The sequence below is a fragment of the Nitrosospira multiformis genome (genome assembly GCF_900111585.1).
In the GTDB taxonomy this organism is placed as follows: domain Bacteria; phylum Pseudomonadota; class Gammaproteobacteria; order Burkholderiales; family Nitrosomonadaceae; genus Nitrosospira; species Nitrosospira multiformis_B.
This window is the reverse complement of sequence record NZ_FOHI01000005.1, coordinates 90720-114392: the sequence shown is the minus strand read 5'-3', so window position 1 is coordinate 114392 and position 23673 is coordinate 90720. Positions and strand designations below refer to the sequence as shown.

Genomic DNA, 23673 nt, shown 5'->3' with positions numbered 1-23673 from the left:
GAAACATTCGATCAGATCCTGCGCAAGGTCATGAGCGGTGGCGTTGAAAGCGCGGCGCGCGTACCGAGCAGTCCCGCCAGGGTCACGCCTGCGGCTCCCGCGCCTATACCGATGAGCCAAATCCACGAATTGAAGGTATAAGTGAGATTCAACGCATATTCCGCAACGACATAACCGAGTGCGCTTGCTCCCGCCGCCGCGAAAAAGCCGGCAAGGCCTCCCAATATGGCAAATTCGGCCGCCCAAGCCCGCGCCAGCTGCTTGCGCCTTGCACCCAGCGTGCGGAATATGGCCGCCTCCTGAATGCGTTCATCCTGGGTGGAGACGATGGCGGCATAGAGTACCGCCACCCCTGCCAACAGCGTAAACAGGAACACGAATTCGACGGCCTTGGTCACCTGTTCGATCATTCTTTGAACCTGAGTAAGGATGGCAGCCACATCCAGCACGAGCAGATTGGGAAATTCCTTGACCAGCTGGTTCGTCAATTCCACATGCGTGGATGGAAGATAAAAACTCGTCACATAGCTTGCCGGATATTGCTCCAGCACGCCGGGCGGCGTCACAACGAAAAAGTTTACCCGGAATGAATCCCAGTTCACTTTCCGCAAACTTGTAACCTTGGCGGAAAACACGCTACCCGCTATATCATAAGTCAGTGTGTCGCCCACGTGGATCCCGATGGTCTTGGCAATATCCTCTTCGAGCGAGATTTCCTCTTCTCCCGGGTCCTCAGGTTTCCACCAGCGGCCTTTGACGATCTGGTTGTCGCTTTGCATCTCGCTCGCCCACGAGAGGTTGAATTCCCGCTCTACCAGCCGCTTTGCGCGAATATCGGCATAATTCTCGGAAGCGATGGCCTTGCCATTGATCTCGGTAAGACGGCCTCGAACCATGGGAAAAACCTTCGGCAGTTGCATCCCGCGCTCTTTGAAAAACGCCGTCAACGACTCCAGCTGGTCCTCCTGGATATTTACCAGAAAATGGTTGGGAGCATCGGGAGGCAGGCTGGTCTGCCAGTTTCTCAGCAGATCGTCCCGGATCAGTGTCAGCGCCAATAGCGCCATCAATCCCAATCCGAGGGCCACAGCCTGCAGCACACTCGCGGCGGCGCGACGACGGATACTTGCCAGGCCATAGCGCCACGCGCCACCCGCCTGGTTGCGGATATGGGCCAGCATTCTCATCAACAGGAATCCGAGTACGCCAAAAACCGCTATTGCCACGATGAAACCGCCAATGACGGAGGCACCGAGCCGCAAATCACCCGCTTTCCACAGGAACAGCAGCGCCAGCACGCCCAGTCCCAGCCCATAGCCGGCGAGTCCCTGCGGCGGCATTCCGATGTCCCGGCGCATGACACGCAGCGCCGGGACGCTGCGCAGGCCGAGCAGCGGAGGCAGCGCAAAGCCAAGCAACAGCACCGTTCCAGTCAGCACTCCATGCACGCCCGGCCATACCGTGGGCCATGGTAGTTCGGCTTCAACCAATCCCGAAAGCCAATAGGTAAGAACCTGCTGGGCGACAAAACCGAGAAGACAACCCAGACTGCTGGCAACGAACCCCAGGGTGAGAAAATGATACAGATAGAGACGCAGCATGGCGTCCTGGCTTGCGCCGAGGCAGCGCATCACTGCACAGCCGTCCAGGTGGCGTTGAGTGAAGCGGCGCACTGCCAGTGCCGCAGCGGCGGCCGCCAGCACCACGCTCGCCAGCGCAGTCAGGCTCAGGAATTTTTCCGCCCGTTCCAGAGCCGACCTGATTTCGGGCCGCGCGTCACGGATGCCCTCGATTTTCTCCCCCAGCATCAGGCGTTGCTCGGCCCACTTGCGGAACTCCTCCACGTCGCCCGAGTCGCCGGAAACAAGCAGGCGGTAGCCAATACGGCTGCCCTGCTGAATCAACCCCGTCGCAGCCAGATCAGCCTCATTGATCAGCACACGCGGCCTCAGGTTGAGAAAACCGATCGAATAATCCGGTTCCTGCGTTATCAGCGCATCCACAGCAAACCGGGATGATCCCACCTCGATCCTGTCTCCCCGTTTGAGAGAAAAGCCGATCATGAGCTTCTCGTCCACCCACGCCGTGCCTGGGGACGGAATCCTATTGGCAATATGGGTCACACGCTCAGCAGGCGGAGTTCCGTTGCTGAAATCCTCGCTGATGCGCAATTCGCCACGCAGCGGATAGCCTTCCGTCACGGCCTTGATTTCCGTCAGCAGGCTTTCCTCCCCTTTCGCAGTCATGCTGGGGAACTTGATGGCAGTGGAAATCGACAGACCACGGCGTTTTGCTTCCTCGGCGTAATGCGGCGCCAGAGGGTGATCCGAAAAAATGATCAGATCCGCCCCCAGCAACTGGTTGCCCTGGCGCGAAAGCGCCACCTGCACGCGATCGGCAAAAAAACCGACAGTGGTCATCCCACCCACTGCAATGACCAGCGCAAATACCAGCACGCGCAACTCGCCCGCGCGCCAGTCGCGCGCAAGCATGCGAAGAGATAGCTTTAGAATGTTCATTCAACCCTTAAAATCGCTGTTTGCACTTCCTGTTTTTGAAACTCGTAATGCGGGCTGATCGACAGGGCGAAACACGTCGGTGCCAGGACAGTGCTTCTTGCCCCATCTGCTTATTGCTTCCAGAATGGGCTTGAGATCGTTGCCCTTCTCTGTAAGAACGTATTCGTAGCGAACAGGTTTCTGTTGATATACCCGCCGGGAGACAAGGCCCGCCGTCTCCAATCTCTTCAGGCGATCGGAAAGGATGTTCGAGGCGATATTTTCCGGCGACGAGATAAAATCGGCATAACGACGCTTACCGAGCACCAGGTCGCGAATGACCAGAAGCGTCCATTTGTCGCCAAAGATATTCAATCCATTGGTAATGGGACATGAGGAGCGCTTGAATGTTGTGCCATTACGCGCTTCCGCACCACCTGTCACAGCTTCCTCCTTCACCCATCCATAACTTGTAACACTTACGGGTTATAACATTTGCAGGTGAACTTTAATATAGTCACTTGCAGTTCGCAACATAGTAGGCTAGGCTGCTGTCCCATGCCAAGGCAAGCTGATGAGAAGAATGCTGACTAACAAGATGGAGAACAGCCATGTTGATACTGTACCAGTTTGAGCGTACCTGGGGTAATCCGAATTTAAGTCATTTCTGTTGCAAAACAGAGACATATTTGCGTATGGCAGGGATCGAATATGCAATCAAAACAACGCTTCCACTATTCGCGCCAAAGGGTAAATTGCCGTATATAAAAGATGGAAACATCAAATTAGCGGATTCCCGCTTCATCATTCGGCATCTCAAAGACAAGTATAAAGACCTCGACGAAGGGTTGAATCCCGCAGAGACTGCACTGTCCCTGGCAATGCAGCGCCTGGTCGAAGAGCATCTTTTCTGGGCAACCATGTATACCCGCTGGCAGTATACGGATGTGAACTGGCAGGTCAATAAGAAAGCCATCTTTGACGTCTTGCCCCCAGCAATCCGGGATGTCGCAGCAGTTATCTACCGCTACAAGATTCGGCGTCAAATTTATGGGCATGGCATGGGCCGCCATAAACCCGAAGAGATTTTTGAGCTCGGGATGCAGGATATAGATGCACTCTCCGCATGCCTCGGCGACAACAAATATTTTCTCGGGGATAAACCCACCACGCTGGACGCCAGCGCCTTCGGCTTCCTGATCAATACCATCGCTTGCCCCATCGAATCCCCGCTCAAGGAATATGGCTTATCGAAGGAAAATCTCAGAGACTATATCGACCGGATCAAGATGCAATATTATTCAGACTTGCAGTAGGCAATAACTGAAAGAGAGCTGGAAGAGACCTGCGCTTGTGATCCATCTCTGTTACGACTGTCAATTGTCTATTGTTGAACCTGATCAAAGCAGAATACTAATTGTGACTTAAACAACTGCAACGTACACTGGAACATCCAGAGCATCGAACAGGAAAGAACGGCATGGATTTTTGGCGTAGATTGCCGCCGCGTATGCGGCTTCTGGTTGTAACAGGATTTGTGGCGCTGATGGTGGCGGTGGGAGCACAGTTTCATGTGAGTTCTCAGGGAGATCGGTCTTCAACATATCCAAAAGGCTATCGCGGCGGCACCTGCACCATCGAAACCGAGGCCCTGCTCGTAGGCTATTCTGCCTACTTCATCCCCAGTGACTACGAAATACCGGATGATCCAACCAGCGCCAAGGCGGTTCCCGTGCTCTGCGGCAAAGTGCCAAGCCCGGGCACACTCAATGTGACGCTGGATTTGCTTTATCCTGAATCTGCCCGTCATGTTCCCTTGGCGCTTCGGTTGGTCAAACTGTCGGACAAAAATGGGGAGCAGGAATTGCTGTCAATACCACCGCAGGCGTACGCATCCGGTACTCTCACTCAGGCATTCAAGTTTGATTCGGTTGGGCAATACGCGCTCTACCTCGATGGTAAACGTCCCGCTGGTACCGAATTCAGGTTACAGATACCGATCAAAGTCGGGACCGACTGGAAAGACTATGCGGCCAAGTACTGGCCACAGGCACTGATGTTCCTTTTTATCGTGATCGTCCTCTCGAACTGGAAGAGAATATTTGGGTGATCGCTTGCGGGATCCGAAGGCACTTCTGAAGCTCACCGTTTGCGAGGAGTGATCCGTGATCTGCTACTGGAACTTTCTGAAAGGGGGTTGACTCCAACAGATAAGTTCTGTAAAAAGGACTGTAAGTGCCTGCCCGATGCAGGACTCGAACTATCCATCAATCGGACTCTGAGCACCCGTCCAGCAGTGGGACTCTGACCATCCGTCCAGTAGCAGGACTCTGAATTCCCGTCCACCGGACCACCAGCAGTATCTGTTCAGCAGCAGAATGCTGAACTTCATCCATCCTTCCAATCGGACTCTGAGTACTCGTCCAGTAGTGGGACTCTGACCATCCGTCCAGCAGCAGGACTCTGCCCACCTGTCCACGGCGCAAGCCCGGTTCAGAAGCATCACTCTGAACATTCATACACAGGACTCTGAACATCCGTCCAGCAGTAATCGTTCTTATCTAACGGAATAGGAGACATCAAAATGTCAACGGCATTAAAAACCGCCAGGATGGCAGGTGTCGAGTCGGACCGCGATTACGACATGTCACGGTGGTACGACTCGAAGTATTACAAGATGGGGTTGTTAGCAATGCTGACAGTGGCAATATTCTGGATCTGGTATCAGCGAACCTTTGCTTATTCACACGGCATGGATTCGATGGAGCCCGAATTTGAAAAAGTCTGGATGGGCTTGTGGCGGGTGCACATGATCGTGATGCCGATCTTTGCCCTGATTACCTGGAGCTGGATCTGGAGAACCCGGGATACCAGGGAGCAGTTGGACAACCTCGATCCCAAACTGGAGATCAAGCGTAACTTCTACTTGCTGATGTGGGCTGGCATATACCTCTTCGGGGTTTATTGGGGTGGCAGCTTCTTCACCGAGCAGGATGCCTCCTGGCACCAGGTGATCATTCGCGATACCAGCTTCACGCCAAGCCATATCGTTGTTTTTTATGGCTCCTTCCCGATGTACATCACCTGTGGAGTGGCAACCTTCCTGTACGCTAAAACCCGCTTGCCGCTGTACGCCAGAGGCGTCTCGTTTCCCCTGGTAATGGCGATTGCAGGCCCTCTGATGATCCTTCCCAACGTCGGTTTTAACGAATGGGGGCATGCATTCTGGTTCATGGAAGAGCTTTTCAGCGCCCCGCTGCACTGGGGTTTTGTGATCCTGAGCTGGTCGGGTCTGTTCGCCGGCGGCATAGCAGCGCAGATGATCACCCGTTTTTCCAATCTGACTGACGTGGTCTGGAATAATCAGAGCAAGGCTATCCTGAACCGCATCTGACCTCTGTTTTTCCATGTTACCCGCTCATTCTCCGTACTACGGAGAATGAGCGTTGAAGAATCATCAGTCCGCTAATAACAAAGTGAATTGAGCGTTTGCACTTTTCCTCAGTGCCTAATCCGAAAATTATTAATGCCTAAATTCGCAGAACTCGCTTCGCGTTACCTTACTTAGTACTATCCTTTCGCCACGCGATGAAACCAAGTAAACCCAGTCCAGCCAGCATCATGGCATAGGTTTCGGGTTCAGGAATAGGGAGCGGAGGTGCAGTTAAGGCCTCATTATAAATCCTTATTAGAGCAACACTTCCATCCGAGTACTCGGTTTGCGCTGCTCCCGCTACATTGTCCAAGAAAAAGTTCATCCGGTTGTTCGAGTCAATATCCATTAAATGGGTATTACTGGTGTTCTGCAACACTCCATCCAAATAATATCTAACCGCGCCATTATCGTTAGTTAGAAGAACCTCGTGATACTCATTATTAGTAAATGGGGTCGAACCGTTGCTAACCGGATAAATCTGCAGCCGGTTTTCAGGACTTACATAGAATCCGGTATCAGATTGACGGTTTTGTACATCGATAATCCGTCGCCAATGATTCTCGCCCTCGTTGAACTTGAATATCAAATCGACAGAGTAAACGTTATTTGTCGTTAAAAGACCATCGGTGCTCAGATATAACCCCGCCTGGTTGCCAGGTGGGTTGGCGTCCCCATTAAAGCTATATACCGGTTGACTTCTCCCAAAAACTGAATCCGTCTGAAAATTGCTCTGTCCCATTGGATCGACAGGAACAATAGCAGGGGCTCCAAGCACTGCGGAAGCAAATGAGTTATTAAAGCGATACTCCGCGACTGGTGTGGGAGCTGCTTGCGCATGGAAGAAACTCGATGTAAAAAATGCTAAGGCAGTAAGTTGAATTATTTGCTTGATCTTCATTTCATCTTCCTTCCCCAGAATATAAAGTGATGGCCCTTTTATTCATGCTTAAATTAAGTATGGAACATCTCCCCCAATCTGCAATAGTCTGACAAGACTATTCTGTAGAAAACCTCGCCGCTCCAGTCTCGGTACGTCAATCCGCACGAGTCCGCCCGCTCGGCGTGATTAGCGTTAATGTTTATGGAGTCTCCTCAACCACACGTGTTTCAAACGCACAGCCCGCCATATTGTGGACGGCAACAAACAGACTTGCGGAGGAAGGGGGATCTGAGCAGAAACCTCATCGCCGATCTCCGGTATCAGGAGAGGTTCATGTGATACGCGTGCAGTACATTGAGCCTTTGTCAGGAAAGAAAGCTCTTGGCCTTGATGAAGGCTAGCATGACAGGTTACCTGTCTGGATGCTGCAAAAGGGAGCTTTATGCAGCGGAGAGGCTTTATGCAACGGCACTTCCAATTGGGCCAAGCTAAAAACTTTTCAAGGGGTAAAAAGGGAAGCAGAAAAGGAAAAAAATTCTTTTATAACTGACCTATATTTAATCTGGAAGCCCTAGCGTACCTGGCGACTACCATTTGCGATGGCGGAGTATGACAAGTAATTGATGCTGTGTTTATCAACAACAAAGACAAATAAGAGGTGAAAAATGAATAACAAATTTACCAAGTTGCAACGTCATCCGCTTTGGGTAGGTGTGACCTTCCTGGCAGCATTGGCACCAGGCTATACACAAGCAGCCGATGCAGGTACTTCTACTGGTACCTTCCTTGATCCAATCCCATTGTGCCCTCCGGCAACCTGCAGCGGGATTGAAACCAACTCTTTTAGTTGGGGTATAGGTTCACCTGGTAGCTTATCTTTCGCCGGGAGCAGCTTTTCTCCTGCTCCCGGCGAAACATTCAATGGGATGAGCCGTTGATTGCATATAGCGGCGCCATCCCCCGAACTGACTGATATCCTTTGCATCCGCTACCGCGTAGCCCTCGCATAAGAAACCCTGCACGGATTCGCCGCCCGCAAGGGTAATGGTGCCGATTCCCAGCGGAGCAGGTATGCCTGCCACAAAGCTGCCAAATTCGCTTGCTGGCAGTTCCCATACCTCGACTTCAATCGCGAACCCTCGCTCGTTCTTATCCACTCGCACCAGTCCGGGGCGAAGCGGTGGTGTTCCCGGAAGCGCGTAGAATTTATAGTCGGGGGAGGTTGTGGTACTTGCTATCAGGCGCCCGTCGCGGCCGGTCAGTTGAGGATTCAATGGCAGACCGGACAAATGCGCACCGCAGACCGCTACACGCACGAGAGCTGGTTGCTCCGGTTGTGCCAGGCGTTGAAAAGATACCTTTTCTGGCAAAACCTCTTTTTCCAGCGGAATATCGGTAGCCCCCACGGGCAGTGCGTAAGCCTGTTGCAGACGTGCGGCAAGATGCAACAGCGAGACGTCCCGATGGGCTGGGGCCACCAGGGTTACGCCAAACGGCAATCCATCCTTCTGAAACCCCGCGGGCACCGCTACTGCTGAATAATCTAGCAGATTCATGTAGTTGGTGTAGTAACCCAGATTCGTGTTCAAGCGAATCGGATCTGCCAACATTTCCTCTATGCGATAAATGGTCCCAGCAGTAGGCGTCAACAGACAATCCACTTCAGACCAGGTACGGTCAGCCTGACGTTTAAGCGTACGCAAGCGATACAAGCCGTTGTAGGCATCTGCAGCCGAGAATCGGTGTGCGCCGGCAATGATCTCTCGTACCGGCGAAATTACCTCATCGCTATGCAGATCAAAAAATTTCTGAATGGCGGCATAACGCTCGGCTACCCATGGCCCCCCATAAAGCAGGTGCGCTGCTTCCAGAAAGGGCGAAAAATCGATCTCGATGACCTCCTCACCCAATGCTTGCAGTTGCGTTATCGCCTCCTCGAATAACCTGGCACTTTCCGAATTGCCAAAGAATTGCAATTGCTGCCGGCGCGGTATGCCAAAACGGAAACGCTGTCGAAGGTTTTGCGAGGCAGGATCATCGCTGTTCTCTCTCTGGCGGGAATAAATGTCTTCATCATCATAGCTCGCGGCGGCTTCGAGAACTCGCTCCGCATCGGCAGCAGTAAAGGCAAAGATGGAGACGCAATCCAGCGAGCGGCAGGCGGATACGACACCGCGCGTGGAAAGCCAGCCCTTGGTGGGTTTATGCCCGATGAGATTATTGAAGGCAGCGGGTACTCTGCCGGAGCCCGCGGTATCGGTTCCCAGGCTGAAGCATACCCAGCCCTTCGCTACAGCCACTGCTGAACCCGAGCTTGATCCACCGGAGATGTATTCGGGGTTGAAGGCGTTGCGGCAGACACCATAGGGAGAGCGGGTGCCATTCAACCCGGTGGCAAACTGATCGAGATTGGTCTTGCCGATGGGAATCGCGCCCGCGTCGATCAGTCTCTGCACCACCGTTGCGCTGCGTCGCGGCGTGTAGGCAAACGCCGGGCAAGCCGCAGTAGTTGGAACGCCCGCGAGATCGATATTATCCTTGATAGCGAAGGGGATGCCATATAAAGGCAGTGCAGCCATCCCTTTTTCTTCCACTTTCCGGGAATATTGCCGCAGTGATTCCAAGGGCAGCTTGTGTATCCACACATTGTCGGGATCGTCGTGGATCAGCGCATGCACCGCCTCTACCATTCCGGTAGGAGTCAGTTCCCCAGCGGCATAACGTTGCAGCAGGGACGGGATATCGCCCAGGAGATCAAGCTTGTTCATATTCACTCCTCCTGAACGATAAGCAACATCTGTCCGGCGGATATATGGCTCCCCTCCTTGCAGAACAGCTGTCGTACCGTACCGCTGACCGGCGTTTCCACAGAAAATTCCATTTTCATGGACTCCACCACTACCACCGGATTTCCCATTTCGACACGCTGCCCTTCCTTGACGAGCAGTTTCCATACCGTGCCGGTTACATGCGCACTCACAACCTGGGAACCGGAGGGCAAATCCAGTTCGCCCTGCGCATCTGCTTCCTCGAGTGTAACCTCGCTCACGTACTCAGCCTTGCCTTCGGCCTTCCAGCGTTCACGCTCGGCTTCAAACGCAGCCTGCTGTTTTGCTTTGAAAGCGCTGATGGATGCCGCATTTTCTTTCAGGAAAGCGTTGTACTGTTTCAAACTGAATGTTGTTTCCTCGATCTTCAGCTTGAAGTGTCCGGTAATGAAATCCTTGCGCAGCTTGAGCAGTTCACTTTCGCTAACCGGATAGAAACGGATCTGGTCAAAGAAACGCAGCAACCAGGGTTTTCCTTCCTTGAAGTCGGCTGTCTGGCGGTAGCGGTTCCACATCTGCACCGTGCGGCCCACAAACTGGTAGCCTCCGGGACCTTCCATCCCGTATATGCACAAGTAGGCACCGCCTATGCCAACCGCATTCTCGGGCGTCCAGGTACGCGCAGGATTGTACTTCGTGGTCACCAGCCGATGACGCGGGTCCACAGGTGTGGCAACCGGCGCACCCAGATAGACGTCACCCAGCCCCATGACAAGATAATTCGCGGAAAATACGATGTGCTGCACTTCCTCGATGCTGTCGAGGCCGTTGATCCGGCGGATGAACTCGATATTGCTCGGGCACCAGGGGGCATCACTGCGCACCGACTGCATGTATTTTTCTATCGCCAGCCGGGTGGCAGCATCATCCCACGACAGTGGAAGATGGACGATGCGTGCCGGAACCTCCATATCATCGATATCGGGCAATTTCTTTTCCGCGCTGACCAGCATTTCCAGCAGCTTATCGCCTGGGAGTACGCGGGAATCGAAATGCACTTGCAGCGAACGGATGCCGGGCGTCAGATCCAGAATGCCTTCCAGTTCCCCGTCATTGCACGTTTTCTGCACCCAATCCATCAGGGCGTGCGCGCGGAAGCGCAAATTGAGATCGAGCTCGAGCGGACCATACTCGACCAGCAGATTCTTGTCGCCTGCCTGGCGATATACGACCTGCACCTGGCCGTCGCTTTGCGGGATGAAGTGGAGCACAGGCGTGGATTCGGTGGTTGCGCCCTGCTCCGCCTCGGATGAAACGTTTTGCGGAACCCCGAAGTCTTTTATCCTTGCATCCTGTTGCAGCTCCAGCCCCAACGCCTGCTCCATCGACATCCTGTGGAAGCGCACGCGATCGCCCGGCTTGAGCTGTCCCATCTTCCACAATTCGGCCTGGATGATGGTAACCGGGCACACGAAGCCGCCAAGGCTGGGACCATCGGGACCGAGTATCACGGGCATATCCCCGGTAAAATCTACGGTACCTACGGCATAGGCGTTGTCGTGGATATTGGAGGGATGCAATCCTGCTTCACCGCCGTCACTGCGCGCCCAATGGGGCTTAGGGCCGATCAGCCGCACGCCGGTGCGATTGGAGTTGTAATGCACTTCCCAATCAGTGGCGAAGAAGGTTTCGATATCCTCCTCAGTGAAAAAATCCGGCGCACCGTGGGGCCCATACAACACCCCCATTTTCCAGCTGTCGGTGTAGCACGGCACCAATTCCTCCGGCAGCCCCTGCTCAAATCCGCCATCACCGTCTTTTCTGGTTTCAAAGATATGCAGCACGTCACCGGTGAGGAGCGTGCGACCTGCGTGCCCACCGAAGTGACCGAGGGTGAACGTGGATTTGCTGCCCAGATAATCGGGAACCCGAATTCCTCCCTGCACCGCCAGATAAGCGCGACACCCATGATTTACGAGTTTACCGAACTGCAACAACGAACCGGCCTTGATGCGATGCGCCTGCCAATAGGCAAGCGGTTCACCATCCAGGCGCACCTCCATCGGCGCGCCACAAACAGCGATAACGCTGTCACAGTTGAAGCGCAATACTGGGCCAGAAAGCGTAATCTCCAACCCGGCCTTATCCTCGCTGTTATTGGCGAGACGATTGGCCAGACGGAACGCCAGACCATCCATCGGTCCCGATGGCGGCACGCCGATGCTCCAGTATCCTGTCCGCCCGGGATAATCCTGCACTGTAGTCTGCACGCCCGGACTGAGGACATCGATCGTATGGGCGGTATAACGAAAACTGTTCAGAAAGCTCGTCGTGTGTTGCGCGCTCCGAAACGCATCACTGCGCAGAGTCTGCCTGAGATAACCGACGTTGGTTTCTACCCCGTGCAATGCCGTCACGTCCAGGGCTTCCAGCAGCCGCGCAATGGCCTGCTCCCGGTCCGGCGCGTGCACGATGATTTTTGCCAGCATGGGATCATAAAATGGCGTGACATCGACACCGCGTTCCACCCAGGTTTCCACGCGCGCCGCAGACGGAGACGGAAACTCTGCGGCAGTGAGAATACCGCAGGAAGGTTGAAAATCTTTGACCGCATTTTCCGCGTACACGCGTACCTGGAGGGAGGCTCCCTGCGGCTGGATATCGAATGAATCCAGAGGCGGCAAATCTCCAGCGGCTTGCCGAACCATCCATTCCACCAGGTCAATGCCGGTCACTTCCTCAGTTACCCCATGCTCGACCTGCAGCCGCGTATTCACCTCCAGGAAATAAAATTCTGCGGCGGAGGCATCGAAAATGTACTCCACCGTACCCGCGGACTGGTAACTGACTGACTTGCCCAAACGTACCGCCGCATCCAGCAACGCCTGGCGCACGCGCGACGGCAGGTCAGGCGCCGGCGTTTCTTCGATCACCTTCTGGTTACGCCGCTGCATCGAGCAGTCACGCTCACCCAGTGCGATCACTCCACCCTTGCCATCACCGAATATCTGCACCTCGATATGGCGTGCCTTCTCGACATATTTTTCGAGAAACAGCCCGGCGTCCTTGAAATTGTTCTGCGCCAGGTATTTCACCGAGTCGTAGTTTGCACTCAACTCTTCCTTGTTCCAGCACAAACGTATGCCGATCCCGCCACCTCCCGCCGTGCTTTTCAGCATGACCGGGTAACCGATATGGGCTGCCTGGCGCAAGGCATCATCCAGGTCTTCGAGCAAGCCTGTGCCTGGCAGCAGCGGTACCTGGTTCTGCAGCGCCAGTTCGCGCGCCGTATGCTTCAAGCCGAATGCGCGCATCTGGTGGGGGGTGGGGCCAATGAAGGAAATACCATGGTCAGCGCATTGCTCGGCAAATTCAGCTTTCTCACTGAGGAAGCCATATCCTGGATGAATTGCATTTGCCCCCGCATGGCTCGCAACCTCCAGGATCTTTTCGGCGCGCAGATAGCTTTCCGCGGCGACTCCGCTGCCTATGCAGTAGGCTTCATCGGCTTCGATCACATGCCGCGATAGCGCATCTGCCTCGGTATAGACTGCAACGCTCCTTACCCCCATACGCCGCAGGGTGCGGATAATCCGACAGGCAATGGCGCCGCGATTGGCTATCAATACTTTTTCAAACATGATTTATTCTCGGTTGAGTGAAAAACGGCCGGGATAGAAACTGGACTATGTAAAGCTCATCTCACTGGGATCGTCCCAAACCAGCAATCGAATGGGTGTGGGATTGTAGGCGTTGCATGGATTGTTCAGTTGCGGGCAGTTCGAAATCAGTACCACCACATCCATTTCGGCCTTCATTTCCACGTATTTGCCAGGTGCGGAGACGCCATCCACGAATTCCAGGCCACCCTCTTCCGTCACTGGCACGTTCATGAAGAAATTGATATTGCTCGGAATATCGCGCTTGCTGATACCCAGCTGCTGGCACTCCGGTTCATGCGCCAGCGCGTGCAGAAAGTTATCGCGACAACTGTGCATGGGAAATTTTTCCAGCGCATACCGCACCGTATTGCTCTCCGCCGCGCATGCCCCCCCCAAGGTGTCATGTCGTCCGCATGTATCCGCAACGATGGTGAGCATTACGTTGCCATAATTCGAGTACAGCTTGCTGCCGGTAGTCAGATAGACCTTCTTCTGCCTGCGTATGGTATCGGTTGCGCTATAGCGCTCCACCGCGTGCGAAGCGTTGTAAAACAAGGTATCGACGGCCTGGTTGCCTTCCAGATCCACAATCCGGAATACCTGCCCCTCCCTGATGATCTTGACCCATGGTTCTCCCGCGGGGCAGATTTCATCCACCACTGCCGCATCAGGATCGAACATGCTTTCAACAAAACTCTTCTTGTTCTTGAAATTCGCATTCATGCCGCACCTCCATGACAAGCATATAAACATCCAGTGTTTTGCCGGGCACGCTGGTTTTCGGAAATATGCGCGCATTCGGCAATCATCGAGGATGGCGTTGCAAAAGCAGCGAGATTGACTGCACCGGGCTGGTACGTCGTGGAGGGGTCGAGAGGATGCGGCGCAGCAGATAACACGACCAGCGTATCCATTTCGAAACTCAAATCCACATGATCTCCCGCTTTGCTGTTGCCGGAATGGAAGGTGAGTTCACCGGCTGAATTGGCGGTCACCTTGCTGAAGAAATTGATATTGGATACTACGTCCCGCATACCCAAACCCCATTTGCCAAGCTCGATCAGCATGCCGTCCAGTCCATTGCGGAACATCTGGTTGCGGTGCTCCTGATACCGTGCAGTGCCGTATTTCCGGCGTATTAGTTCGGCGTCGCTCAGGCCGCAGACAGTATCGTGCCAACCCACGCTATCGGCGGTAATGCAGCAGAATATCCTTCCCATATCCGAATGACAGGCATGTCCCTTGGTCAGGCGGAAAGTGTGCTGGGATTTAAGCGTATCGGCCATGTTGTAGCGCTCCAGTTTTTCTTCCTGATTGAAGAACAATACCGAGGCATTGGCGCAACCGTTGACATCCGTCATGCGCAGCGTGGTACCGCGCCGCAGAATGCCGGACCAGTGGCAACCACCGGGAATATGTTGTTCCCACAAATATGCATCCGGTTGATTCATCTCTCTTTCTCCTCATCACGATAGTTTTTCAGGTGTATCCAACTCAATTTGTAGATCGATGCGGTGTTTTCGCTTCCCTCTGCGTGCTGTGTGAAGTGGATTTTTTGCGCATCTTATTTATCAGGATATAGAGCGCCGTAATGCCGAGAATGCTGCCCAGCACCAGGGGTACCGCCCAAAGCTGCCACCACGGGGCATCGGGAGCCGTTGCATAGGGACGCGGCCAGGCAATATTGACAAGTTCGAATACAGACCAGATAAAAGCGGCTGTGTTGATCAGCAACCCCCAGACGCCAAGCTTCAACTCACCCAATGCCGGATTCCAGCGCCCGGTAAGCCGGGTGAATAAACCCACGCCGGTCGTCATGGAAAACATGGCGTAAAGCCCCCCTGTACCGAAGGCAATCACGGTAGCCACGGCGCCATCATTCAATCCGAACAGCAATCCCAATCCTGCCAGCGATACGGTAGAGATAACAGCGTTACGGGGCGTCTTGTCGGGCCCCAGCCGGCTGAGAACAGCGGGCATATTGCCTTCGCGCGCCATGGAATACACGATACGCGAGGTATATTTCACCACCGAGGCGCCGCAAGCCAGGAATGCGACCATGACGATCGCTAAAAATGGTTTTTCCACCCACTCGCCAAAACTGCCGGTAATCACAGGCGTAATCGGATCAGAAGTGGCGCTCGCAGTAATCAGTGCCTCGCGATCGAACGCCAGTGTCAGCGCGGCGGAGTTGAAAAGCACCACCGATCCCACCATGCATAAAGAGAAGAAGACTGCACGCGGAACCATCCTCTTGGGTTCGTGCGTTTCCTCCGCAATGGTGGAGCAGGCGTCAAAACCGATGAATGCCCACCCGGCGATCGCCAGCGCTGCAAGAAACGCGGATAACTGGTCTGGCGCCGTGCCTGTGCCGAGATGCTGGAACAGTTCGGAAAAAGAATGCTGCCTGAAAAACAGGAATAGCAGCAGCGCCACGCCCAGGGAGCCGACAACTTCCGCATAAACTCCCATTGTGATGACCAGCTTGAAGATATTGACGTTAACCAGGTTGATAATGGTGCACAGGAGGAGGAATACTGCACCCCAGATCACGAATGCCGGACCGGTTTCGCTCTCAGCTCCAAAAAACAGGGCAAGCCAGACGCCACCCGTATAGGCGGTGGTGGTGAGCATGGCGATAGTGGAACTGACGTAGATGACACCGGCAAATTGCCCGGTAGTCGCCCCCCCAAGTTGGCGCGCCCATTTGTATGCGCCCCCTGCAATGGGGAATTGTGAAGACAGCTCGGCGTAGACTGTGGCTACGAGCAACTGCATGACGAGACAGGTAGCCAGTGCGCCAAACCATCCGCCTCCTGTCACAGTGGTCTGGACGCTGATGATGGCGTAAAGCCCCACCACTGGGGAAACAACCGCGAACCCGAGCGTAAAGCTGTTCCATACGCTCATACTGCGGTGAAGCTTGTCGCCTGTAACGAGCGCAACGTCAGGGGCAGAAGCAGGAGGTGTATCAGGAGGAGCGGGAGGGACAACGGCGCCGCGGCTTTCCTCTACAGGCATGATAACCCTTTCTAAACAAGCGGGAAGATTTTGTTCTGCCAATGACACGCCGACCTCTCCCCGGAAGCGCTAAAAGCGGGGTACCCGGAAGTACCAGCCGGAAAAACATGAAGATCGAGGAGTATGGACGCAGACCCGGGAATGCCGAAAGCATCCAAGCCATGCGCGACAATTGCAGAAATGTGGAAAAATACGGAGGGAGAGTACACGACAGGTCTCCTTTTTCGGCAGTTAAAATCCCAGGAATCAATGTAATAACTACATGATCTCCCGGGCTTTTATCCCTCCGTGGAGCCTCGTCGTGACGAAGCCGGAAACTCTCGGACCAGACACTTCGAGAAAAGAAGCCGGAACCCTAGTTTCGCGCTACAACTTTACTGGAAACCAGTTTTACACATCTCATTCAGAAATACAACAAAAAATTATAAAAATTTTCTTTCGATTTGCGCCGCCGGGTTTGAGCCCTCGATATTTTATTTCGATATTTTTCAGCAGCCCTGCTCTCTCCAGAGATTCAGGGCCTTGGCATTGGAGATGGATTACAAATAGCGTGTCATTGTGACTTTCTTCGCGCCACGACGACACCGTCCCGCGTCGGATTTATGAAAGCATCAAATTCCGGATCGTTGAAGATCAGTCTGTTGTGCTCAAGAATAGCTTCGGTCCATCCGGGAACAATATCGACATAATGTTCCACCGCCACCCTTCCGTGCCAAAGGACGTTGTCCGCAACATACAGCCCGCCTGGGCGAATCCTTTCTTTTGCCATACGCCAGATTTCCGGATAATCCCCCTTGTCCGCATCGTTGTAGCAGATATCGAATACTCCTTCGGTCTGCCCGAATATCTCTTGGGCGATGCCAGTACGAAAATCGATCCTCTCCAGCAGATTGGCAGACTTGAGATATTGTTCCGCTTTCTCCTTGTTCTGAGGATCGCCATCGGTACAGATCACCTTTCCATCCGCCCCGGCTGCTTTTGCGAACCAGTAAGCTGAATAGCCGTAGCCGCTGCCGAACTCGAAAATACGTTTGGCATCGATCGTTTTCGCCAGTGTCTCCAGAAAAACGCCGACCAGGCGGCCAACGATGGGAAAATTGTTTTTAGCAGCAAGCGCCTCCATTTCGGTCAACACTGGATGATCAGTTCGGCCCACCAGGCTGCGCATATACTTTTCGATTGCCGGATTGACGGGGTCCAATTGGGAGGGATTTACAATAGTTGGAGATTGCATGGCCACCACTCCTCAAAAAAAGAAATTATGTGCTCGTCGTATGCTCGTTACTCGACTCTACGCTCAATACGATGAGGGGTCAAAGGCGAACGGTACGTGATTCGTTAATCCTGACGAGCGGGAGTGCTCATAAAAGCAGCATAGAACTCCCGCTGCTGCTCCGGTAATATCATGACATTTGATGATAGAATCAGTGGCATCCTATCCGATCGGCCCGATCAAAACTCCGGTGAGAACCGGCACTGGAAATCAGGAAGACAGCAGTAGTAAGCGCCGCCAACGTAGTAAGGGGAAATAAGGGGCGATGACCGAACTTGAAACGAGGTTGAAATGAATAGCAGACCGCACATCATATTGACATCCCAGGACCTGGACAGGCTGGAGACCTTGCTCGAGTCGCTTCCGGCCAACGCGGTTCCTGGCAGCGCGGAACTGCAAGCCGAGCTCGAACGCGCCGAAATCGTCGAGCCCGAGCAAATACCACCCACGGTGGTAACCATGAACTCCACAGTACGGTTCAGCATCGATTCCTCAGGCCAGGACTTCCGCCTGACGCTGGTCTATCCAAAAGATGTTGACGGGTCCGGTGATAAAATTTCCGTGCTTGCGCCGGTTGGCAGCGCCCTGCTTGGGCTTTCCACGGGCGACGAGATAGAGTGGCCGCGTCCGGGGGGCGGTACTATCAAGGTACGGATAGAGGAGATCATCTACCAGCCGGAGCGCGAGGGGAAGTTTTACAGGTAGAGGCGCAACCTGTGTCGGAATCTTTCGGAACCTGTTCATCCGAACATCCGAAAATCCCGACACACCGGATTCTGGCAGGCAATAAGCCCAGGCATGTCATCATGTCATGCCAGCGTGAATGCAATTCAGATAGCAACAGACCAATGCATGCTTTGCTCATCAGTTTAAAATCCACGCTGACTTTGCTATAGTTGCGGGCATTTTTTCCGAAGTCCCTGAAATCCCGCTATGCATCTGCCTGATTGCCTGCCTGCTTCATTCACACCTGCCAAAAACACCACTTGCTTTTCAGCCTCTCCACAGCGCGCATTAAAGTGGATTGTGAAGTCCGGCCTGGCAGGCGTGCTCGGCCTCACGCTCCAGGTTTCTGCGGCAGACCCTGCTCCCGCCGGTAGCACCCCCGTAGCCCAGACAACATCGGAAGCACCGGCACCTGCAACGAGCAGTGACGGGAGCAGCGGCCGGTTCGACTGGTCGAAAGTGCCGCCCGTGACTGCCCCATCCCGCCCGGGCATGTTTATCATCGCTCCCCCAGGACCGGGATACTACTCGCTTTGGGATCATATAACCGGCAACAAGCGTGAAGGCCCACCCGTCTCCCCCCATGCGCTCTATGCCCTCATGACCACGCCGGCTTTCGATATCGATTTCCGCTATCTCGAAAAGTCGGAACATGAGAAGGATATTTTCGATCCCATCAAGCGCATCCATCTTGGCGACGACTTCCTTTTATCATTTGGGGGCAGCTTCTGGTACCGGTATACGCGGGAATCCGATGCGCGCCTGACCAATACCAGCGACAACTACCACATGGTCCGCAGCCGCTTTCATGCCGATTTCTGGTATCAGAACCGGATCCGGCTGTTCGCGGAGTTTCTGGACGCACGTACCTTCGGCCAGGCATTGGGGCCGTTAGCTACGGATGCCAATCACACGGATATGCTGAATGTTTTTGCCGACATCAAGATCGCCAACATCAAGGACGGTCCGGCTTATCTGCGCGTGGGGCGGCAGGAATTGCTTTATGGCTCGCAGCGGCTGATTTCCACGCTCGATTGGGTCAACACCCGCCGCACTTTCCAGGGGGTGAAGGGATTCTGGCGCACACCCACGTTCGACCTGGATGCATTCTGGGTACGCCCCATGGTGACCGAAAGAAACAGCTTCGATAACTGGGATGAAAAGCGCGAATTCTTCGGTTTATGGGGAACATACAAGCCCATGAAAGGGCAGTTGGCCGATTTCTATTTTCTGAGCCTGGATGACAACCGCAACCTTGCCGTCGGCAGAGCCGGTGTCAGGGGCGATTCGATCACGCATACCCTCGGCAGCCGCCTAGCGGGAGACTACAACCAGTTCCTGTACGAACTGGAGGGCATGTACCAGTTCGGACAGTATTCCAACCAGGATATCTCGGCCTTTGCCGTCGCCTCCGGTGCCGGCTACCACTTCAAGGGAGAGCCGCTGAATCCGCAATTCTGGCTGCGCTACGACTTTGCCTCCGGTGACAATAACCTGACCGATGGCAGCCGCACAACCTTCAACCAGCTTTTTCCCTTCGGCAATTATTACCTCGGATGGATCGATCGCGTCGGCAGGCAGAACATTCACGACTTCAACGCCCAGCTCAATCTGCACCCCCTGCCCTGGGCCCATTTCACCGCCCAGTACCACCGCTTCTATCTCGCGAACAAGCGCGATTTCCTGTACAACGCCGCCGGCGCCCCCACCCTTAGAGACGCAACCGGCCAATCCGGCAGTTACGTAGGGGACGAGATCGACTTCCGTTTCAACATACACGTCGACCGGCATGGAGACGTGCTAATAGGATATTCGAAACTGTTTGCGGGCGATTTTCTGAAAGCGCAGGCGCCACGCGTCTCGCCTGACCTGTTCTACGTCCAGTACAACTTCCGGTTCTAGAAACGTGGCCTGGTACCTGAACTTGATGGGGTGATGCCGCCTATCCCCAAAAGCATCAAACCAATGCCGCCGGGATTCATTCAGCCCTTCCGACAGACTGGCAGGTTTCTGGTGAAACTTGATATTGCAGGCAGGCGGCCATTTTTTTCCTGGAGCACAGCCCAATAGCGTCCTCCACCCCTGTTTTTTTTATTCCCCTTATATGACGCTATTACATGATCCGCACCCACCCATTTAGACAATATCTTTACCGCACATGGGAGATGAATGGCGGGATCGTGCAGATGTTTTGCTTTCTTGATGCCACAGCTATAGCCCGGCTGGTTTGCGCTTTGTTTTGATATTTGCAGCAGCCCTCGATTTGTATCCCGCCTTCTGAATACATCTTTGGAGGGCCCTCTGGCAGCCGCTTTAGGATTAAAGTTACTTTCGAATTCCGCCATGGACGAAAGCAGACCCACCCAGAACTGAATCCTTTTTTCGTGTGGCAAGTGTTTATAGGTCGGACAAAATTTGCCGATATCCTTAGGCTCCAGAGAGGGAAGAGATGAGGTGGCAACAGCAATCTCCGTGGTCCGCGTCCACGAACCATCAAGGTTCTTTTTTGACCACGCCGCATAATCCTGGGCTTGAGCGGCTAAAGACGCGACCGGAGCCAGTATGAAGATGAGCAGCAGGACAACACACACTATGAGTACCCTTCTTGATCATAGATAATGCGTTTATATAAATTATTATAGGTCCATCCCGGGCAGAGATCAGTTCCCCTCAAACTCGCACAGTGCAAACACCTTGAGGCCCTGGTCTTCCAGCCGCGCCCTGCCCCCGATATCCGGCAGATCGATGACAAAACCACACTCCACCACCTCGCCGCCCATCTCCTGTATCAAGCCAGCGGCAGCCTCCGCCGTCCCACCGGTAGCAATCAGATCATCCACCAGCAGTACCCGCTCGCCCTTCTGAATCGCATCCACATGAATCTCGATGCGGTCGCTGCCATATTCCAGCTGATAATCGCGCCCACGTGTTTCGGCAGGCAACTTGCCCTTCTTGCGCACTGGCACAAACCCCACGCCAAGCTCGTAGGCAACCGGCGCACCGATAATGAAGCCGCGTGATTCAATCCCGGCCACTTTGTCGATTTTCATGGTCTTGTAGCGGCTGGCGATTTCCTGAACCGTCGCGCGCAACCCGACCGAGTCTTTCAGCAGCGTAGTGATATCCCGAAACATGATGCCTTCATGGGGATAATGGGCGATAGTGCGGATGCGGGATTTGATCTGCATGCTACTTCCTGTTTCTGGTTTTTTGGGTCAAAGGATTCGGAGGCCGCCGATACGGATGAGTCGCTTTCGGCTATACTACCGTAAAGTTGCCGGGGATAGCGTTCTGGTGTATCCTTTGCGCCCTTTGCCGGGTTCCTTTCCTGGAACCCTCAACAGGAGAGATGGCCGAGTGGTTTAAGGTACACGCCTGGAAAGCGTGCGTACGGGTCAACCGTACCGAGGGTTCGAATCCCTCTCTCTCCGCCACACACCATGTAAATGGATGATTTCAGGACGTTTTCTTTCATTACCCATCCTTGCACCCCTTATTATTACCGCATTGCCGGTATTCCCGTTGCCAAATAACTGCAATGCGCACAGACGGGACTCTTAATCCCAGTCGATGAGAAAGCCAGCCCAACTCGCGCGTCCCTCGTCCTCATTTGTTGCCTGCAATCGAAACACGGCAGGAGATATTGCTCTGTCCATGCTCGGTCTACCCAGAATAATGCAATCACGTGTAGTGCGAGTAGAACCCGCGAATGGCGATACTCAATGCAAAAAATGGGGCCGCTTCCGGCGCGATTTTCCTGGCCCGACTGCTCAACAAATCTTCTGGTATTGCTCTTTCATGACAGCAATGAAATATTTTGCCGCCGGGCTTAAATATCGATCTTTCCTGATGGCCAGCACTACCTCTCTGGCAGGTGGCTCGCTTTTACTATCCAGGTTGATATAACGTATGCAAGAGCCGGGATCTTTGTCGATCGCGATCGCAGGCAAGATGGAAACGCCGTAGTCCAGTTCAATTAGCAGCTTAATCGTGCTTAACTGTGAAACCTGGAACACCACCTTCGGCATGAACCGTTCATTGAAACAGTACTGTTCGATCTGCCGCGTTAAACAATGAATATTTTCCAGCAGGATAAAAGGCATATCCCCCAGAGTATCGAGAGAAACAAGTTCCATTCCGGCCAGAGGGCTATTCCTGTTAACGGCAAGATAAAATGTATCCGAGAATAATGGTTCGACGTTCAGGCAGGTTTCGTCAAATGGCAGAGCTTCGACAAGAATATCGATTTCGCCGCATATAGCGGCAGCGATCAAAGCCTCGGAGATTTCTTCGCGCACCGTAACAATGGCTTCAGGGAAGTTTTTTGATAGCGCCATCAATGTCGTCGGCAATATGAAAGGCGCCAGCGTTGGCAAAATGCCTATATTCACGGAACCACCGCTGCTGCTGTCAAAATCGCTGACTCGACGTTTTGCATCCTCCACGTTCTTTAAAATATTGCATGCCTGCTCATAAAATATATGGCCGGGATCGGTAAGAATCAATTTACCTTTCACTCTGCTGAACAATTTCCTTCCGATACTCTCTTCCAGTTTTGCTAATTGCTGACTAATCGAAGGTTGTGAAATAAAGCACTGCTCGGCAGCTTTGGTTATGCTGCCGGTTTTCACCACAGCGACGAAATACTTGAGTTGATGTAGCTGCATGAGTGTGCCGCTTTAGTTTTCTGGATTGGCTGAAGGTTGATCCCTGGTTTATTAGCTCTTCATCCATAAGCTGGAGCTCAGGGATCGGACGGGGCCAGTCGCATTTTTCGGTAAACGGTTGTATTACCGATCAGGCTTGCTTAGCATGGGATAGCCTTCGACGTATATCCAGTCGGTGTTTTTTGCCGGCATATGACAGGGAAGACATTCAGTACGATAATCAGCAGTGACACTTCGACTTGAGCTATCAGTTTTAATCAACGCCCAACCCCAGCCATCGCCCCAGACAGGATTGTTAGCAAAGCGCCCCTTGGTATCCTTGATCATTACGAACCATTGCTTGACGTCGCTTGTTGCATGGCTGACATTTTTGCCGGTAGTGTAGTTGCTCGCAGCCGATGATCGCAATTCTTTGACTAGTGTTGCCCCGTCTGGAAATTTCCCGGTTTTAAGATAGGCTCTCGCGGTTTCCGGCTCGGTGTAGACATTGTGGAAACCGCTTGCCTCGCCCTCCGGCACAAACCAGGAACCTAAATGGATCATGGATAACTGAAAGTCATCAGGCAAGGTGATGTTGCCTGACTTGTCGACATATAACGAAAAATTCGCCTTGTCGGCCATCGCTGTTCCCGCGTGTGGCAGCAACGCCATCGTAAACAAAACCGCGGTCAACAAAACAGCGACGGATTTATTTCGAAACAGATACGTATACCGGGTTGCATTCCCTATCGAGCGTTTCATT

At 53.6% G+C, this 23673-nt stretch carries 18 protein-coding genes, 1 tRNA gene and 1 riboswitch; of the genes, 6 read left to right on the top strand and 13 right to left on the bottom strand.

Annotated features, from left to right (window positions below):
* Positions 1-11 precede the first annotated feature (11 nt).
* The gene (locus BMW46_RS09295) at positions 12-2519 is read right to left on the bottom strand and encodes an ABC transporter permease (RefSeq protein WP_074707651.1); all 2508 of its coding nucleotides are present in this window, start codon (positions 2517-2519) and stop codon (positions 12-14) included.
* On the bottom strand, positions 2520-2942 hold the full coding sequence (locus BMW46_RS09290; protein ID WP_074707649.1) for a winged helix-turn-helix transcriptional regulator: 423 nt from the start codon (positions 2940-2942) through the stop codon (positions 2520-2522). It abuts the gene before it with no gap.
* A 167-nt stretch (positions 2943-3109) separates the two neighbouring features.
* On the opposite strand from BMW46_RS09290, the gene BMW46_RS09285 reads away from it, so the two are divergent.
* From BMW46_RS09285 to BMW46_RS09275, 3 genes are all read left to right on the top strand, one after another.
* The gene (locus BMW46_RS09285) at positions 3110-3814 is read left to right on the top strand and encodes a glutathione S-transferase family protein (RefSeq protein WP_074707646.1); all 705 of its coding nucleotides are present in this window, start codon (positions 3110-3112) and stop codon (positions 3812-3814) included.
* Positions 3815-3978: 164 nt separating this feature from the next.
* Entirely contained in the window at positions 3979-4608 is a 630-nt protein-coding gene (locus BMW46_RS09280) for a hypothetical protein (RefSeq protein WP_074707643.1), read from the top strand.
* Positions 4609-5082: 474 nt separating this feature from the next.
* Positions 5083-5892: a methane monooxygenase/ammonia monooxygenase subunit C gene (locus tag BMW46_RS09275; protein ID WP_074707641.1), complete on the top strand. Its 810-nt coding sequence runs from the start codon at positions 5083-5085 to the stop codon at positions 5890-5892.
* 166 nt (positions 5893-6058) lie between these two features.
* Here BMW46_RS09275 and BMW46_RS15810 read toward each other — a convergent pair whose 3' ends face one another.
* From BMW46_RS15810 to BMW46_RS09240, 7 genes are all read right to left on the bottom strand, one after another.
* Positions 6059-6832: a LamG-like jellyroll fold domain-containing protein gene (locus tag BMW46_RS15810; RefSeq protein WP_074707638.1), complete on the bottom strand. Its 774-nt coding sequence runs from the start codon at positions 6830-6832 to the stop codon at positions 6059-6061.
* An 854-nt stretch (positions 6833-7686) separates the two neighbouring features.
* The gene (gene atzF, locus BMW46_RS09265) at positions 7687-9582 is read right to left on the bottom strand and encodes an allophanate hydrolase (protein WP_074707636.1); all 1896 of its coding nucleotides are present in this window, start codon (positions 9580-9582) and stop codon (positions 7687-7689) included.
* A 2-nt stretch (positions 9583-9584) separates the two neighbouring features.
* A complete protein-coding gene (uca, locus tag BMW46_RS09260; protein WP_074707633.1) occupies positions 9585-13223 on the bottom strand; it encodes an urea carboxylase in 3639 nt (1212 codons plus the stop codon).
* Between the two features lie 45 nt (positions 13224-13268).
* Positions 13269-13967, bottom strand: coding sequence for an urea amidolyase associated protein UAAP2 (locus tag BMW46_RS09255; RefSeq protein WP_074707630.1), 699 nt, complete (start codon positions 13965-13967; stop codon positions 13269-13271).
* Entirely contained in the window at positions 13964-14695 is a 732-nt protein-coding gene (locus tag BMW46_RS09250; RefSeq protein ID WP_074707628.1) for an urea amidolyase associated protein UAAP1, read from the bottom strand. The genes BMW46_RS09255 and BMW46_RS09250 overlap by 4 nt, the downstream gene beginning before the upstream one ends.
* A 43-nt stretch (positions 14696-14738) precedes the next feature.
* Positions 14739-16265, bottom strand: coding sequence for an APC family permease (locus BMW46_RS09245; protein ID WP_074707625.1), 1527 nt, complete (start codon positions 16263-16265; stop codon positions 14739-14741).
* Between the two features lie 265 nt (positions 16266-16530).
* Positions 16531-16635: riboswitch (guanidine-I (ykkC/yxkD leader) on the bottom strand.
* Positions 16636-16818: 183 nt separating this feature from the next.
* Entirely contained in the window at positions 16819-17499 is a 681-nt protein-coding gene (locus BMW46_RS09240; protein ID WP_074707623.1) for an O-methyltransferase, read from the bottom strand.
* A 330-nt stretch (positions 17500-17829) separates the two neighbouring features.
* On the opposite strand from BMW46_RS09240, the gene rnk reads away from it, so the two are divergent.
* Both rnk and BMW46_RS09230 read left to right on the top strand, forming a co-directional pair.
* Positions 17830-18243, top strand: coding sequence for a nucleoside diphosphate kinase regulator (gene rnk, locus BMW46_RS09235; RefSeq protein WP_074707620.1), 414 nt, complete (start codon positions 17830-17832; stop codon positions 18241-18243).
* Between the two features lie 228 nt (positions 18244-18471).
* Positions 18472-20166, top strand: coding sequence for an alginate export family protein (locus BMW46_RS09230; protein ID WP_074707618.1), 1695 nt, complete (start codon positions 18472-18474; stop codon positions 20164-20166).
* 80 nt (positions 20167-20246) lie between these two features.
* On the opposite strand, the gene BMW46_RS15960 is transcribed toward BMW46_RS09230, so the two are convergent.
* Entirely contained in the window at positions 20247-20627 is a 381-nt protein-coding gene (locus BMW46_RS15960; RefSeq protein ID WP_371113504.1) for a transglycosylase SLT domain-containing protein, read from the bottom strand.
* Between the two features lie 297 nt (positions 20628-20924).
* Positions 20925-21452: an adenine phosphoribosyltransferase gene (locus tag BMW46_RS09220; RefSeq protein WP_074707612.1), complete on the bottom strand. Its 528-nt coding sequence runs from the start codon at positions 21450-21452 to the stop codon at positions 20925-20927.
* A gap of 155 nt (positions 21453-21607) precedes the next feature.
* On the opposite strand from BMW46_RS09220, the gene BMW46_RS09215 reads away from it, so the two are divergent.
* A tRNA-Ser gene (locus BMW46_RS09215) sits at positions 21608-21698 on the top strand.
* Positions 21699-22034: 336 nt separating this feature from the next.
* On the opposite strand, the gene BMW46_RS09210 is transcribed toward BMW46_RS09215, so the two are convergent.
* Entirely contained in the window at positions 22035-22931 is an 897-nt protein-coding gene (locus BMW46_RS09210) for a LysR family transcriptional regulator (RefSeq protein ID WP_074707609.1), read from the bottom strand.
* A gap of 123 nt (positions 22932-23054) precedes the next feature.
* On the bottom strand, positions 23055-23672 hold the full coding sequence (locus tag BMW46_RS09205) for a cytochrome P460 family protein (protein ID WP_256377025.1): 618 nt from the start codon (positions 23670-23672) through the stop codon (positions 23055-23057).
* Position 23673 lies beyond the last annotated feature (1 nt).